Below are 13,760 nucleotides of genomic sequence, written 5' to 3'. Positions count from 1 at the left end.
TCTTTGACTGATCGACATCAAATGCTGCTGGCGTTAGGAGCGCCACCAGCCTTCGGGCAGTTCGACCTCGCGTTGCGCCTGCGCCAGGGCCGCGCGCAGCCCCGGTTTATCCAGCGGGATGCAGTAGGCCGGTTTGGCCCGTTCGAAGCGCCAGCTGTCCGCCAGGCCGCCACCATCGACAGCGTCGAAACCCAGTTCGTCGAGCAATTGCACGACCTGCGCCTTGGCCTGCGGATCGTCGCCGGCAATCGGCAGGGCCCGACGATCGGCAGCACCGCCAGGGCGGGCGTCGGTCAGCAGGTCCTGGGCGAGGATGGCATTGAACACCTTCACCACCCTGGCGCCTTCGAAGTGCTCGGCGAGCAGTTGGCTGGTGGTGGTTTCGAAGCGGTCCAGGGCCTCGATATAGCCGTCGCGATCCGGGTAATAGTTGTTGGCATCCAGTACCGTCTTGCCGGCCAGCAGGGCCGCGGGGAGGCTGCGGTAGTGGGCCAGCGGAATGGCCACCAGCACCAGCTCGCCGAACTGCACGGCGTCTTCGACGCTGCCGATGCGGCTGCCGCGAATGCCGCTGGCCACGCTGCTCATGGTCTGCGGGCCGCGGGAGTTGCTGAGCAGCACCTCATGTCCCGCCGCCAGGGCCAGTTGCGCCACGGCGCGCCCGATAAAACCTGCTCCGATAATGCCGATACGCATGTCCATGCTCCGTTGAAAGGGTCGAGCGGCTATGATGATTCGCCACCGGATGGCGATAAATAAGCGTCTGGTACTGGGTCTCGTTACTGGGAGTGTTGAATGATGGATCGTCTGACCAGCATGGAGGCCTTTGTCGCGGCTGCCGAAAGCGGTTCCTACGCCCGTGCGGCGATCCGCCTGGGGCTGTCGCCGCAGATGGTTGCCAAGCATGTCGCGGCGCTGGAGCAGCGGCTGGGCGCGCGCCTGCTTAACCGCACCACGCGCCGGCAAAGCCTGACCGAGCTGGGCAGTGCCTATCTCGAGCGCTGCAAGCACATCCTCGGCGAGGCCCAGGCCGCCGATTCCCTGGCGCAGATCATGAACGCCACGCCCCGGGGCAAGCTGCGTATCAGCGCGCCGGTGACCTTCGGCTCCTACAGCCTCATGCCGTTCGTGACGGCGTTTTTGCGCGAGCATCCGGAGGTGGAAATCGACCTGCACCTCACCGATCGCTACATCGACCTGGTGGAGGAGGGCTACGAGGCAGCCTTTCGTATCGGGCCACTGGCCGACTCCAGCCTCACCGCCAGGCCGCTGGCGCCCTATCGGCTGATCGCCTGCGCGGCGCCTGCCTACCTCGCCGCCCGGGGCACGCCACGGGTGCCGGCCGATCTCGAACAGCATGAGTGCCTGGGGTACGTCTACTGGTCCCGGCCGGCGGACCACCAATGGCAGTTCCGCCGCACCGGCCAGGTGCATGAGGTTCAGGTGCGCAGCCGCTTGCAGGTCAACGAGAGCAGGGCCCTGCTGTCGGCGGCCGTGGATGGCTTCGGCATCGTCCTGGGGCCGGCGGATTTTCTCGAACCGGCGCGGGCCGCGGGGGAGTTGGTGCAGTTGCTACCCGGCTATGAGGCGCCGAGCCGCACCATGCATCTGCTGTACCGGCCGGACCGGCAGATGACCGCCAAGCTGCGGCACTTCATCGATGCGGCTATCGCACGTTTTGGCGCCTGAGATCAGCGCCGAAAACCGTCAAAGCGCTCTAGACCGAAGGTCTTGAGAACCGCACTTTTTTGTAACCGATACCGTTCGTCCGACGGATGGGTTTGGCAAGCGCCTGCCCGTCAGTCATTCTGGAGGGCGATGTCCTAATGCCACTATCGCATTCAAGGTCGTCGCGTCCCTCCAGCCTCCCTGCGAATAGGTTGTTTATTGTGATGATCGCGTTATCCCGGCCCGAGGTTGTGTATGCCCGATAAGGCGATTGCCGAGGAGCGGCGCCTGGCCGCCCTGCATGCCCTGGAGTTGCTGGACACCGCCAGTTGCGAGAATTTCGACCGGATCTGCCGCATGGCGGCCGAGTACTTCAAGGTGCCGACCGCCTTGATCAGCCTGGTGGATCGCGATCGCCAGTGGTTCAAGTCGCGGGTGGGGTTCGATCAGCCGCAGACCCCCATCAGCCAGTCATTCTGTGTCTTCACGGTGCAAGGCCGCGAGGTGCTGGAGGTGCGCAACGCGGCGCTCGATCCGCGCTTTTGCGACAACCCGCTGGTGACCCGGGACCAGGGCATCCGCTTTTACGCCGGGGCGCCGCTGTTGACCTCCTCCGGTTATGCCATCGGCAGCCTGTGCATCATCGACAAGGTCGAGCAGCAGTTGAGCATCGTCGAACGCCAGCAGTTGCGGGACATGGCGGCGATGGTCATGGAGCAGGTCGAGCAACGCCAGCGCCTGCGGCGTCGCGACCCGGTCAGCGGCCTGGCCAATCGCGAGCAGTTCCAGGGCGACCTGCGGGACCTGGCCGAGCACCACCTCGGCGAAAAGCGCGTGCTGGTGCTGATCGATGCCCTGGACATGAAGGTCGCCCACGAATTGACCCTGGCCCTGGGGCTGGCACCTTTCGAGACCATCATCCGTTTTCTCGCGCTGCGCCTGCAGGAGTACCTGGGGCGGCATGTGCGGGTCTATCACGTGTCGGTCAAGCGCTTCGGTTTCCTGCTGCCGGCGCCGGCCGAAGGACTCGACAAGTTGCTCGATGCCCTGGTCAGTCGCCTGCGCCGCCAGCCGCCCGGGCTGGGGTTTCCCATGATTCCCACGGTCTGCGCCGGAACCGTGGAGTTCGAGATCGATACCCAGTCGGTGGACGATGCCTTGCGCAAGGCCATGTTCGCCCTGGAACTGGCCATGGCCAGGCGCAGCTTCTGGGCGCACTACGATGCCGGGCGCGATCATGCCCAGCGCCGCGCGTTCAACCTGGCCTCGGACCTCAACGATGCCTTGCGCAGTGGCCAGATCTACCTGATGTTCCAGCCACGCTTCGCCCTGCCCGACGGGGCCCAGGTGAGTGCCGAAGCCTTGCTGCGCTGGGAGCATCCGTGGCTGGGGCCGATCTCGCCCGCCGAGTTCATTCCGGTGATGGAGCGCAATGGCTTGATTCATCAGGTGACCCGCTGGGTCATCGACACGGTGCTGAGCAAGCTGCACACCTGGAGCCTGCCCGAGAGCAGCAAGCTGTCGATCAATCTGTCGCCCAAGGATTTCGAGGACCAGGATATCGCCGAGCTGATCCGTCGCGCCTGCGAGCTGCATCGCATCGACCCGCGGCGGCTTGAAGTGGAGATCACCGAAGGCGAGTGGCTACGTTCCAACCCGAATGTCCTGGCGCAGCTGACGCGCATCCGCGAGTTGGGCATGGATGTGGCCATCGATGATTTCGGCACTGGCTACAGCAACTTCGCCTACCTGCATCAGATCCCGGCCAATGTGGTGAAACTCGACAAGTCGATGATCACCGACCTGGAACGCAACACCCAGCACCAGAAGATCACCCGCTCGATCATCAGCCTGGCCCGCGAACTGGGTTATCGCACCGTGGCCGAGGGTATCGAGAGTTTCAAATGTCTGCAGATGCTGTACGCGTTCGGTTGCGATGAGGCCCAGGGCTATTTCCTCGCCCGGCCGATGTTGCAGGAGCGCTTCCTGGCCTGGAGCGGGGCGAATCGTTTTCCGTTGCAGTCCTGCGTCTAGGGCAGGGCTGCTGCTCATCGATGCGGCTGTGGCTTAGTGGGCCTGGCCGAGGGCCTTGGCCATGGCTTCCCCCACCAGGGCATGAACCTTGCGGGTCGGGTGCCATTCATCCCAATAGAAATATTCGTCTGGATGGGCGCATGCCGGCTTCACCTCGGGGTAGGTCGGCTGGCACGGCTGGTCGAGCTGGGTCAGGCCCTGTTCGCCAGGCTGGCGGCGCAGCTGGTCGCTGAAGGCGATGTGGTCGAAGTAGGTGATTTGTACATCGAGCTTTTTGCTCTCGGCCACCAGCAGCGGCGGCAGTTGCCGTTCAAGTATCTGCTGATAGCGCAGCGCCGGTTCGCGCTGCCCGCTGGCCACCACTGCCGGAGCATGGCTCAGGTCGGTGCTGCCGATTACCAGGAAATGCCTGGCCCCGGCCTTGGCCAGGCGGCTGACGGCGTTCTGGATATGACCGATGCTGCTGGCGGCCAATTCGTCGATCGGCTCCTGGTGGCCGAAGTCGGCGTGCTCGAAAAAGTCGTTGGCGCTGATGAAGATGAAGTACAGCGCGCGAGGGTCGGCCTGGCCTTTGGCGTTGGCCAGGTAGTCGTCGATTTGCCCGCTCACTCCTGTGTCGCGGTATGCGGTCATCCAGGCGTAGTAATTGTTCTGGCCGCTTTTCGCGCCGCCAACGGCGTGGTCGGTGAGGGGCAGCCGCAGGCTTTTGGCAAGCACTTCGACGGCGGTCGGACCGTTGCTCCAGCGGCCTTGCCAGTACAGCTCGCCGGGCAACTGCTGGGCATCCTTGAATTGGCGGGCGAGCATGTCCCGGGTCAAGCGGTCGCTGGCGCCGTTGTCGGAATAGCTGTCGCCAAAGGCGTAGAGATGATCGAACGAAGGGCCGGCCAGACAGCTGCCGGCGACCAGTGAAAGTGCGAGCAAGGGAGCGAGCAGGATCTGGCGCATGGTCGGTCTCTACGGTGAAAGGCGAGGGCCCATCGTAGAAGTTTCGAGCGCTGCCGATGCACCGGATGCGACCTGGGCGTAGCCGTACTCGTCCGCGCGTGCCTGTGGGCGACCTGTACGACTAAAGTCTCACCGCGGCGAACGGGCGAGCAGGGCCTCGACCTTTTGCCCGAACGCCAGGGCGGTTTCAAATACCGAATGGACGTGTGTATTTGCCGGGCAATGAGTGCGTCGACTCAAAGAGAGCTGTCACCACGTATACCGGTAGCCGGCGCTGACCGACCAGGGTTTATCCAGCTTCGAGCCGTTGGCGTATTCATAGTCGGCATAGACGCGGTGGCTGGCACCCAGCGCGGCAGCGATGCCCAGGCCCAGCTCGGTACGGCCACCGGACAGGTCGGTGCGGGTGGCGATGCCGTTGGTGCGCACCGTACTTTTGCCGTTGAACTCCTGCGCACGGCCTACCTTGACATAGGGTTGGATAAAATCTGCGTTGGCCAGTTCGATGCGGCGACCCAGCGCGGAGCCTGCCCGTAATTGCAGTGAATTGCCGGCTCCCGCCGAAACGTCGAGCCCGTTGCTGGCTCGATAGTTATCGCCGTTGACGTGGACGACCGCCATGCCAGCCTGCGGCTCCACGAACCAGCCCTCGCCCAATTGCAGCTGGCGCCCCGCTTCGAGGGTGGCGCCGATGGCGTTCTGGGACGTTTTGCCTTTCACCCTTTGGCCATCGGTGGCCTCCACCTTGAAGTCCTGCTGTATACGGTTGGCCTTGAGCACGCCATCGACGTACCAACCGGAATCCGCCAACCAGGTGGTATAAGCGCCCAGGTGATAGCTGTTGGCACTGCCCGAGCCATCGCCCGAGAAGTGGCGGTCGGCGGAGCTGTAGCCGGCGATGCCGCCGATGTACCAACGGCCATCCTCGACCGGCAGGGATTTGTCGGCGCCGATTTGCATCCCGCTGACGGTCTGTTCGAATGCTCGCGCTCCATGGTTATCGAGCTTCTGACGCTCGCCAAAGCTGCGTATCCAGAGCCCGTCTTGATCCTTGCCCTGACGCAGCTCGCCCATGCGCCTGGCCAGCGTGCCTGACTCCGCATGCCAGATCGCCTGCGCGGTGCTGGCGGCCGAGGTGTTGATCGCCGCGTTGGCAGCCGTCGACAAATGTTCCGGCCGCGGCTTGTCAGGGCCAGGGGGAGTGACCGGTGGCGGATCGACGGGGAGAGGCGGAACCGGTGGCGGCAGCACAGGCGGGGGCTCCACGGGAGGCGGAGTTACTGGAGGGGGGATTATCGCAGGAGGCTCGACCGGGGCGTTTCGTCCGGTATTCAACAGCCTCCAGTCCGTAGGTCGGCCGCCTGCGCTGTCATCGCGCTTGAGCTCATAACGGTAGGTCCCGACGTCCACGACCTGGCCCCTGTTGGCCAACGAGAAGGAGCCTGGACCGCCTTCGGTCTGGATAAGCTTCAGGGCGCCATTGGCCGTCGCAGGTTCGGTCCCGCTGTTGGCCACCAGTACGCGGTGATTGCCCTCGACGGTGCCTGCGACACGCAGCAGGTCACCCTGGCCGGAGCCGATGTTGGTGCGCATTTCGAACAGGCCGCCACCCTTGAGATTGCCGCTGATGTCCAGCGTCTTGAAACCGCTTCCAGGGGTGTCGAAGGAAACGCTGCCCGTCGTGTCCAGGTCCGCTACTGCCGAGTTGCCGCGCACGCGCCAGACACTGCTGTCGTCGATGCTCAGTTTGTCCACGGTCTGACCGTTCCGATCGAGCAGTGCGCCGGTCAGCATGGAATGGTCCTGCAAGCTCAGGCTCGCCGATCCGCTATCGATCGCTACATCGCCTTCGAGGCGGCTGCGCAGTGCATTGAGCTGCACGTTACGCGCGGCGATGTTCAGCTTGGCGTTGTCGCTGCCGGTCCATTCATCCAGTTGCAGGAGGGTGCCATTGCCGCCGTTTTGCGACTTGCCGATGACCGTGCTATCGATCAGGTTCGCAATGAAACCGGAGCCTTTGACGGCGATGCCATTGCCATCCTCGGTTTCGATATGGCTGTTGCGGATCGTCGCTTCATTGTCGACCCCAGCGGTGTTCGAGTAGACCACCATGCCTGCGGCGCCCGTACCGCTGGTGCGCATGTCAACGCCGTCCAGCGTGACCGCTGCGCCGCTGTTGCCCACCATCAAGCCGGTGGCGAAGTCTCCCGTGGTGCGTACTGTCGTCCCCGTGGCCTGCAAGCGACCGCCATTGACCAGCATGCCGTAGGCGGTATTCCCATGGGTGGCCAGCGAGCCGCCTTCGAGCTCGATATTGGATACCGCGGTACGGGAAAACACGCCAACGGCCCGATCGCCAAAGGTCTCGATGGCCACGTTACGAGCGGTGCTTGTCGCGCGGCCGCCACTGCCGGTCCAGGCTTCGGATGAGTAGATACCGTGGCCGCTGGTCCCGTGGGTGGTGATCGAACCGCCGTCCATGGTGAAAGTACCCGCGCGGTTGTCGACACCCACGCCATTGGCGCCGGTCATCTCGATGGTCGAGTCCTTGACGGATACGACCGCCTTGCTCGGCAGCCAGATGCCTGAAACCTGGGAACCGTTGCTGTCGATCTGTACGCGTTCCAGGGTGGCGCGACTCTCACTTTGTGCGTTGAGGCCATAGCCCGCCTCGGAATGAATCTTCACATCGGTCAACTTGGCCGTGGATTGGGTGATGCTGGCCCCCGAAGCGCTGCCCAGGTGAACACCGGAACTATAGGCGTCGATGGTGCTTTGGGAGAGCGAAAGCGTTCCCCCGGATGTCTCGATACCCCTTCCGCGGAGCGTGCGGATATCGGTATGGGTCGCAGTGACCGAGCCACGGTTGATCATGATGCCTCTGCTGCCCCATTGCGTGGCAGTGTCGTTGGCATTCAGCCTGGCCTTGTCCAGGACGATACTCCCACCGTCCTCGGCATTGACCGCGGCGGCTTCCGCTCCCCAGGCGGTAATTTCCAAGCCTTGAGCGGTAATTGTCGAACCTGCTCCCGCACTATTCAGGCCATGGGCGCCATAGCCCCGGGCGCTGATCGTCCCCCCGGTGACTTCGGCCTGGCCGCCCTCGCGGGCGTATACGCCGTGGGATTCCTGTCCTTCGGTGGTGATCGTGTTGCCATTCAGGGCGGCTTTGCTGCCGGCGTCCTGCACCACTACGCCTTGGGCATTGCGGTAGCCCTGGGTGTTGATCGTGCTATTGGACAGGTCCAGTGTCCCGCCCGATCTCAGGGTAATACCCGTGGCCCCGACTCCCGTATCGGCGATCCCGGATTCGATGCTGACGCGATCGCCCGCGAGAGCGTTGCCGGGCCCACTGATAAGGATGGCTGGAGCGACTTGCCGATTGACCACCGTATCACCGGGATCGAGCAGCATGGATTCGCCATTGGGCGAGGACAGGTCGATGCTGGGATAGGTGGCCGCTGCCGCGGTCATGGAGAGTGACGGGAACAACACCGCCAGGATGGCGAGAGAGAGGCGAGTCGGCTTCAGTGTCATGGAGTAGGGCTCCGCTGGACGCCGCTCCACACGAATTATCGAATCATCAGACTGCGATATTGATGGATTTCATTCGTACAGAATCGATGGGCGTGAAGGGTTGGCAGGAGTGTCTCGACTGCGCCGACTCCACGAGTCGTCAACGATTCGTGAGTGTGCGGCGAGTTCGAATGCGCAATTCTCCCCGCCGTTTCTGCACTGAGAACATAAGAAGGTTCTTAAAAACGGCCTTGTATGACACGGCGGCCAGAGCGTGTTTTTCCCGGCTCCCGCAGCGCTTCCAACGCAGGCAATGGCTGCCCCGCCGCGGCGTAACCCTTCAGTGGCTGCCAATACAATCGGGCAAACCATGGCTGCGACAAGGATGTTCGTTGAGATGTTTCAGTAATATCTGACGCGGCAGGCCCAACAGAACCATCACGCTGGTGTGGGCTGGAAGTCTTGGTCGATTGGGGGAGATGGGGTTTTGCGTGTCTGCCTGGTAGTAGCGGCGTTTCCAGGCTCGTCCGCCTTGGGTCGAGACGTCCCGGAATGGGGAAGTGGAGCGGGTGAAGGGAATCGAACCCTCGTTATCAGCTTGGGAAACCTTTCATCACTCAGGTTCTGCCGCATGGCCTGAGCTTGCCCCGGGTTCCGAAAGGCAATCAGGTCTGGCAGCACAGCGAGGCCTGCCAGCAGCGCGTCGATGCCGATGGCAACTGGTTGCGCCAAACCGATGGCAAGATCCAGGACAAGGCGATCGAGCGCGAGGTGGAGGCCCTGGACAACCGCGAGCAGTTCCAGAGCCACACCCAGACGATCGACGACCATTCGACCGAGTCAGTGGGTGGAGTGAAGAAGATCGAGGCCCTAGGCGCGCTCAAGCTGCTTTCAGGCGGGTCCGCAAGCCTGGCGGCCGTGGATGACCTGCACCAGGCCACCGGCCGCGACCTGAATCTGGTGGTGGGGCAGAAACATAACGCCACCGTCGGCGGTGACATGCAGGAGAGAATCCAGGGGCTGCGCCGGAGTGTGGCGGCCGTCAACCAGCACCTGCAGGCGCCAAGAACCTGGATAGGGTCAGAAGGGGTTAATGCGCTGCAGGTGATATGCGATCTGCTCGACCTGGTGGCCGACATGAACAACCATCTGGCGACTCACACCCATGGGCCGACACCGCCGCCGGGCAACGCCGCTGCATTCACTGCAGCGGCAGCCAAGGCCAACCTGCTGGGCGGAAAGATGAAGCCAATCACCCTTTAAAAGTTGAGCCTGAGCATCGTCCGCCAGAGGTTTTTAATTGGCGAGATCCGGTGCTTGTCCCAATTGCGCTGCCACCATTCATCCTCGTTTTTCACTTCGGTCTCAATGTCGCTACCGGCCAGGGTGGCCGGCTGCTGGCGGAACAGCATCGGGAAGGCGCAGTGCTGCTTTATGCGCTTCTTGAAAATCACGTCAACAGGCGTGCCGTTGTACGGGGTGTTCGCCAGGATCTGACAACCCTCACGAGACAGGATATAGGCGTGCAGCGCAACGACGCGACCCCGGGCGATAAAGGGGAACCAGGTTAACCAGGTCCTGCCCATGCTGTACCCCAAGTGCAGCGCTTCAAATTGCCGAGTACGGATGAATTTATTGATCCAGCGGATGGGGGTCGCTTTCAGCTCATACGGTGCAACGTCGTCTTCGAAGATCAATACCCGGTCAAGTCCGCGCTCGAGCGCAATCCGTGCCAAGTCCTGGTGCGACTCATAGCAGCCTCGGACAGGGTCCGCGTTCCGCTCCACGACATGGAACACCACCGGGTTTCGGATAAGGCTTTGTACCGAGTCCCGGAACAGCTCTCGCCGGTCTGAGCGCTCTTTCAACGAAATGCAGTAGACAGCATCCACGTCGAACATGATTTTCCCGCACAAGCCTTTAATCCTTTCTGACACCAACCCACTCCTGCAAAACGACGAAAGGCGCGGACTAGAGCCGCGCCTGTTGCGGCAATTATGTCAAAACGATGGCGGGGGGACTGTACGGAACTTGTTACGATTGAATTCCAACGACGCGCAACATAAGTGTTGCACGTGCATCATAAGTGATGCACAATGGCTTCACCGAAACGGCGAGGGATACAGATGAAGTACAGTGAGTTTCGGCGTTGGTTGAAGGCCCAAGGCGTAGAGTTTCAGGCCGGCAAGGGTAGCCACTTCAAAGTTTCTCTAGATGGTAAGTCAACCGTATTTCCCGACCATGGCGCCAAGGAAATGGGCGAAGGGTTGAGAAAGTCGATAATCAAACAGCTGGGCCTCAAGGATTGAGGCCAAGCTTTACCCCTCGTCAGCAATTCAGCAATTCAGGAAATCAGCAATTCAGGAAGGAAGGCAGGAAGCCGAGGAAGCCGAGGAAGCCGAGGAAGGCAGGAAGGCAGGAAGGCAGGAAGGCAGGAAGGCAGGAAGGCAGGAAGTCGAGGAAGTCGAGGTAGTCGCGGAAGCCGCGGAGGGGTCACGTTTATGTTTGAGTATACGTTAGAGGTTCACAAAGAGCCGGGCAGCGTTTGGTTGTCATGTGTAGAGATTCCAGAGATGCACGCCGCCGGCGAAACTCTGGAGGAAGCGCTGGACAGCGCACTGGATTCAATCGAGACAGCTTTGTCAATTTATGTCGATGATCGTCGGGCTATCCCAACTGGTGGGGGGGCTACGGGCGAAGTCGTGTTGCGTCTACCAGCTCTCACCGCGTCGAAAGTCGCGTTGTGGAATACGCTCCTGGAATCGGGAGTGAGCAAAGCCGAGTTGGCCCGCCGCTTGGAGGTTAATCGACCTCAGGTGGATCGCCTGGTCGACTTTCTCCATCACTCCAAAATCGAGAACGTTGAGCGTGCTCTACAAGAGCTAGGGCGTCGGATTACGCTTTCCGTAGAGAAGATGGAAGCGGCCTAAGCCCAGCGGCAGATCGCTTGAAACAAGCCCCCACGGCCTTGGCTGGTGAGGGCTTTTTTTATGCGCAGCATCAGCCCAGCAAAACTTCTTGCAGAGAGAAAAAATCTGCTGAGAAATCACTTATCCCCCTCCCGCCAGCGGGCTTCATCTCGTCGTTTTTTGCAATCGCATCAGTGATGCGAACCGTTTAGGCAAGCACGCCCGCCAAGGGGGAGAGTGCAAGGGGGTAATTTCAATCTGTGAAGCCTTTTGCAAGGATTTGCAGCTTCGTTTCAAAAGCGGCAGAAAGCAGGAGTCAATAGCCATATCAGCCACATGCCCAGCTTTGCTAAGCGCGAACTGAAAAAAAGCACGAAAATCTGAATTTTTTACTAAGTGGTACCCTACTATTTGAAAGACTCGTCCTTAAGCCTAAAGGTTGGAAACCCTCGTTATACAAGGGTTTGGATTTCACACCGATTGCACATCATTTCCATGGAGCCTCGCGAAATCCCTGGCGAATATTCCTCCCATTCTGTTGTCAGTCACTTTCTACGATTGGTTCGCGCAGATCCCTCACAGGGTGACCAAATGTATAGTAGTCAATGTATTTTTCGCTCCCCTCAGTTAGTTTAATAACAATCCTGCCGAGTATGATTCTAAGTATTTTTGTGGAGCGAATACTTTCGATTACAGATAACTCTTCATTTCCGTGCGCCGCATTGTTGCGCTTATCCCATGCACCATTTTCAAGAACTCCAAGCGTAAGCCCAAGTGAACTATAGAAACGCTCGGCTAAAGTTCGTTGGGGTGCCATATTGCCATTTTGTATTTTTTTAAGAAAAAGATCCTTCGCTTCAGTAGGGATACCTTGCTTCTGAAGGTACTTCGTCAGTACTTTAATTGAGCGCCTATATTGGGCTTTTTCGACGATGGTGTGACTGATCTTTGAGTTGCTTCTTTCAATTTCTCGTTTTTGAATTGTTTCTATCATTGCACCGTAATAAGCAGCTTTCATGTAGGGTGGCGAAACCTCTGCATGCCATAGTCGGAAAATGAATTTCTGCAGGTCAAGAAGCTCGTAGTTTTTGTAAAATCCCGTGGCCATCTTTTGAAGGAGGGGACTATTTAATAAATTCGTACCGTTGGACGTGATGGGGGAGAATGGCTGCGACACTATATCCCATGCTCTACCGCCGATGGTTGAAGGGGTCACCGCCTCGAAACCTATAACCCCTCCTTGTTCTGTGAAGAATTTGGAACCGAAATAAACTAAAGGTAATCCGAATGCGAAAGATAGACTTGTCCGGATTTTTTCTCTTGTTGCTTTGTCTGGATGTCCACTGTAATAAATGTATCCGGGTCGGTTTGAAAGAGGTATGAATGAGTCTTTAACTGAACAAATAATAACGGCGTGTTCGTCGAAATTAAATCTAGCACATGCTGTGGTAAAGCTGGTGTTGCTTGGTAGATAGGTTTTTATGTTTATCTCAGGCTGTCCCGGGAAAGTAATTTCATGCTCGCCTGATTTTTTACTTTCAGAACGATCGCACCAAATATAGTGATCTGGTAGGTTGGCAATTTGATCAATTGTGTAGATTGCTTCGGAGTCGGAGTTTGCATACTCAATTTCTGCGATGTTATATGTTGCTGTAGTGGCTGTGTCTTGGTTTGGGCTAAGGGATTTTATGCTAACATTTGTTTGAGAATAGCTTCGTATTGTTCCAGATCCCACATAGCCGGATATAGCGACGCTATTGTCTAAGCGATAAACGAGGCCGAGAGGGATTTGCTTTCTTTCGGGACGATCATTCGCGTGTGATCGCGTAATCATATGGATGCCGAAGTTATCATCCCTTATTATTTCGAGTTCATTTATTTGTTTTGGAAGGTCTTCGCCCTCACCCAAAATGATACCGAATTTGCTGGAGAAACCCTCCAGCGAGTCGCTGTTCCAAATTTCCATAATCTTTTTGTACCTGCCGTTATCCATAGCGAATAACAGCATAATTTACATTCTGCGTTCTTCGTAGGATAGGTCAGTGGTGCAAAAGGTTAACGATCAAGCTTTCACACGCTGGGCGCCCTCGAAAATTTAGAAGTGATTAGGCGAAAGGGTAATTTTGGTAAGGAAGACCAAGGAATGGGATGGAACCCTTACCGGACGCGGCTTCCACTTATTACCTTGAGAGGTAATATTCGGTAAGGCTGGAGGTAATATTTCACCAAGTTCCTGATTTCATTGGGTTTTGTTAGGGCGTGGTATTACTGAATGAATAGGTAATTTTCTAACCTATCTATTACTCAATTATTACCTTTGAAGAATGGCTATAAGTGCTTGATTTTGTTGAGCTTTCAGAGTGGTGAAAAAGGACATTACCAAAATTACCTTTTTCCCATGGGTCAACTGAAAACGGGGGTATTGCTAAGGGAGGGGATGCTGACCGGCGCTTCCACGCATATTGAGTAACTGTCACCAAAACTGTCACCAGTCTCGCCTGACGCTACATCGATACCGCTGGAGGCCTTGAAAATAGTGGAGCGGGTGAAGGGAATCGAACCCTCGTTATCAGCTTGGGAAGCTGGAGTAATGCCATTATACGACACCCGCTCGGAGCGGCTGACTTTGTACCAGAAGTGCGCGCGGATTTGAAGTTTTTCTTTACCGGGCCTGTGTTTGCGAAG

General features: G+C 58.8%; 9 protein-coding genes, 1 tRNA gene and 1 pseudogene. 5 read left to right on the top strand and 6 right to left on the bottom strand.

What is annotated here, in order from left to right; translation table 11 throughout:
- Positions 1-33: 33 nt before the first annotated feature.
- A complete protein-coding gene (locus NRG23_RS12140) occupies positions 34-696 on the bottom strand; it encodes an NADPH-dependent F420 reductase (protein ID WP_009047467.1) in 663 nt (220 codons plus the stop codon).
- Positions 697-798: 102 nt separating this feature from the next.
- Here NRG23_RS12140 and NRG23_RS12135 point away from each other — a divergent pair, with 102 nt between their 5' ends.
- Together NRG23_RS12135 and NRG23_RS12130 are read left to right on the top strand one after the other, a co-directional pair.
- Positions 799-1,689, top strand: coding sequence for a LysR family transcriptional regulator (locus NRG23_RS12135; protein WP_135007088.1), 891 nt, complete (start codon positions 799-801; stop codon positions 1,687-1,689).
- A 234-nt stretch (positions 1,690-1,923) separates the two neighbouring features.
- Positions 1,924-3,702, top strand: a complete 1,779-nt coding sequence (locus tag NRG23_RS12130) for a bifunctional diguanylate cyclase/phosphodiesterase (protein WP_028681774.1) — start codon at positions 1,924-1,926, stop codon at positions 3,700-3,702.
- A 33-nt stretch (positions 3,703-3,735) separates the two neighbouring features.
- Here NRG23_RS12130 and NRG23_RS12125 read toward each other — a convergent pair whose 3' ends face one another.
- Together NRG23_RS12125 and NRG23_RS12120 are read right to left on the bottom strand one after the other, a co-directional pair.
- Positions 3,736-4,650, bottom strand: coding sequence for an SGNH/GDSL hydrolase family protein (locus NRG23_RS12125; RefSeq protein ID WP_135006308.1), 915 nt, complete (start codon positions 4,648-4,650; stop codon positions 3,736-3,738).
- Between the two features lie 249 nt (positions 4,651-4,899).
- The gene (locus NRG23_RS12120) at positions 4,900-8,187 is read right to left on the bottom strand and encodes an autotransporter outer membrane beta-barrel domain-containing protein (protein ID WP_257374664.1); all 3,288 of its coding nucleotides are present in this window, start codon (positions 8,185-8,187) and stop codon (positions 4,900-4,902) included.
- Positions 8,188-8,769: 582 nt separating this feature from the next.
- Between NRG23_RS12120 and NRG23_RS12115 the strand changes: the two are divergent.
- Positions 8,770-9,429, top strand: a pseudogene (locus tag NRG23_RS12115) (hypothetical protein); the annotation flags it as partial.
- Here the strand turns inward: NRG23_RS12115 and NRG23_RS12110 are convergent.
- Complete coding sequence (locus NRG23_RS12110; protein WP_124339695.1) at positions 9,426-10,067, bottom strand: hypothetical protein; 642 nt, start codon at positions 10,065-10,067, stop codon at positions 9,426-9,428. The pseudogene NRG23_RS12115 and the gene NRG23_RS12110 overlap by 4 nt on opposite strands.
- A 225-nt stretch (positions 10,068-10,292) precedes the next feature.
- Here NRG23_RS12110 and NRG23_RS12105 point away from each other — a divergent pair, with 225 nt between their 5' ends.
- Both NRG23_RS12105 and NRG23_RS12100 read left to right on the top strand, forming a co-directional pair.
- The gene (locus NRG23_RS12105) at positions 10,293-10,475 is read left to right on the top strand and encodes a type II toxin-antitoxin system HicA family toxin (protein WP_124339696.1); all 183 of its coding nucleotides are present in this window, start codon (positions 10,293-10,295) and stop codon (positions 10,473-10,475) included.
- Between the two features lie 192 nt (positions 10,476-10,667).
- Positions 10,668-11,096 carry a type II toxin-antitoxin system HicB family antitoxin gene (locus tag NRG23_RS12100; RefSeq protein WP_124339697.1) on the top strand — a complete coding sequence of 143 codons (429 nt, stop codon included), beginning with the start codon at positions 10,668-10,670 and terminating at the stop codon, positions 11,094-11,096.
- Positions 11,097-11,616: 520 nt separating this feature from the next.
- Here NRG23_RS12100 and NRG23_RS12095 read toward each other — a convergent pair.
- Complete coding sequence (locus tag NRG23_RS12095; RefSeq protein WP_124339698.1) at positions 11,617-13,083, bottom strand: hypothetical protein; 1,467 nt, start codon at positions 13,081-13,083, stop codon at positions 11,617-11,619.
- A 529-nt stretch (positions 13,084-13,612) separates the two neighbouring features.
- Positions 13,613-13,686 (bottom strand) — tRNA-Gly (locus NRG23_RS12090).
- Positions 13,687-13,760 lie beyond the last annotated feature (74 nt).

It is taken from the genome of Pseudomonas sp. T8, from assembly GCF_024610635.1.
GTDB classification, from domain to species: Bacteria; Pseudomonadota; Gammaproteobacteria; order Pseudomonadales; family Pseudomonadaceae; genus Aquipseudomonas; species Aquipseudomonas chlororaphis_I.
Note: the sequence above shows the minus strand (reverse complement) of the source record. Positions and strands in the feature narration are given on the sequence as shown.

Bases quoted from the DNA above. Each gene is read 5' to 3' on its own strand.
- NRG23_RS12140 (WP_009047467.1), bottom strand. From the start codon at position 696: ATGCGTATCGGCATTATCGGAGCAGGTTTTATCGGGCGCGCCGTGGCG.
- NRG23_RS12135 (WP_135007088.1), top strand. From the start codon at position 799: ATGGATCGTCTGACCAGCATGGAGGCCTTTGTCGCGGCTGCCGAAAGC.
- NRG23_RS12130 (WP_028681774.1), top strand. From the start codon at position 1,924: ATGCCCGATAAGGCGATTGCCGAGGAGCGGCGCCTGGCCGCCCTGCAT.
- NRG23_RS12125 (WP_135006308.1), bottom strand. From the start codon at position 4,650: ATGCGCCAGATCCTGCTCGCTCCCTTGCTCGCACTTTCACTGGTCGCC.
- NRG23_RS12120 (WP_257374664.1), bottom strand. From the start codon at position 8,187: ATGACACTGAAGCCGACTCGCCTCTCTCTCGCCATCCTGGCGGTGTTG.
- NRG23_RS12110 (WP_124339695.1), bottom strand. From the start codon at position 10,067: ATGTTCGACGTGGATGCTGTCTACTGCATTTCGTTGAAAGAGCGCTCA.
- NRG23_RS12105 (WP_124339696.1), top strand. From the start codon at position 10,293: ATGAAGTACAGTGAGTTTCGGCGTTGGTTGAAGGCCCAAGGCGTAGAG.
- NRG23_RS12100 (WP_124339697.1), top strand. From the start codon at position 10,668: ATGTTTGAGTATACGTTAGAGGTTCACAAAGAGCCGGGCAGCGTTTGG.
- NRG23_RS12095 (WP_124339698.1), bottom strand. From the start codon at position 13,083: ATGCTGTTATTCGCTATGGATAACGGCAGGTACAAAAAGATTATGGAA.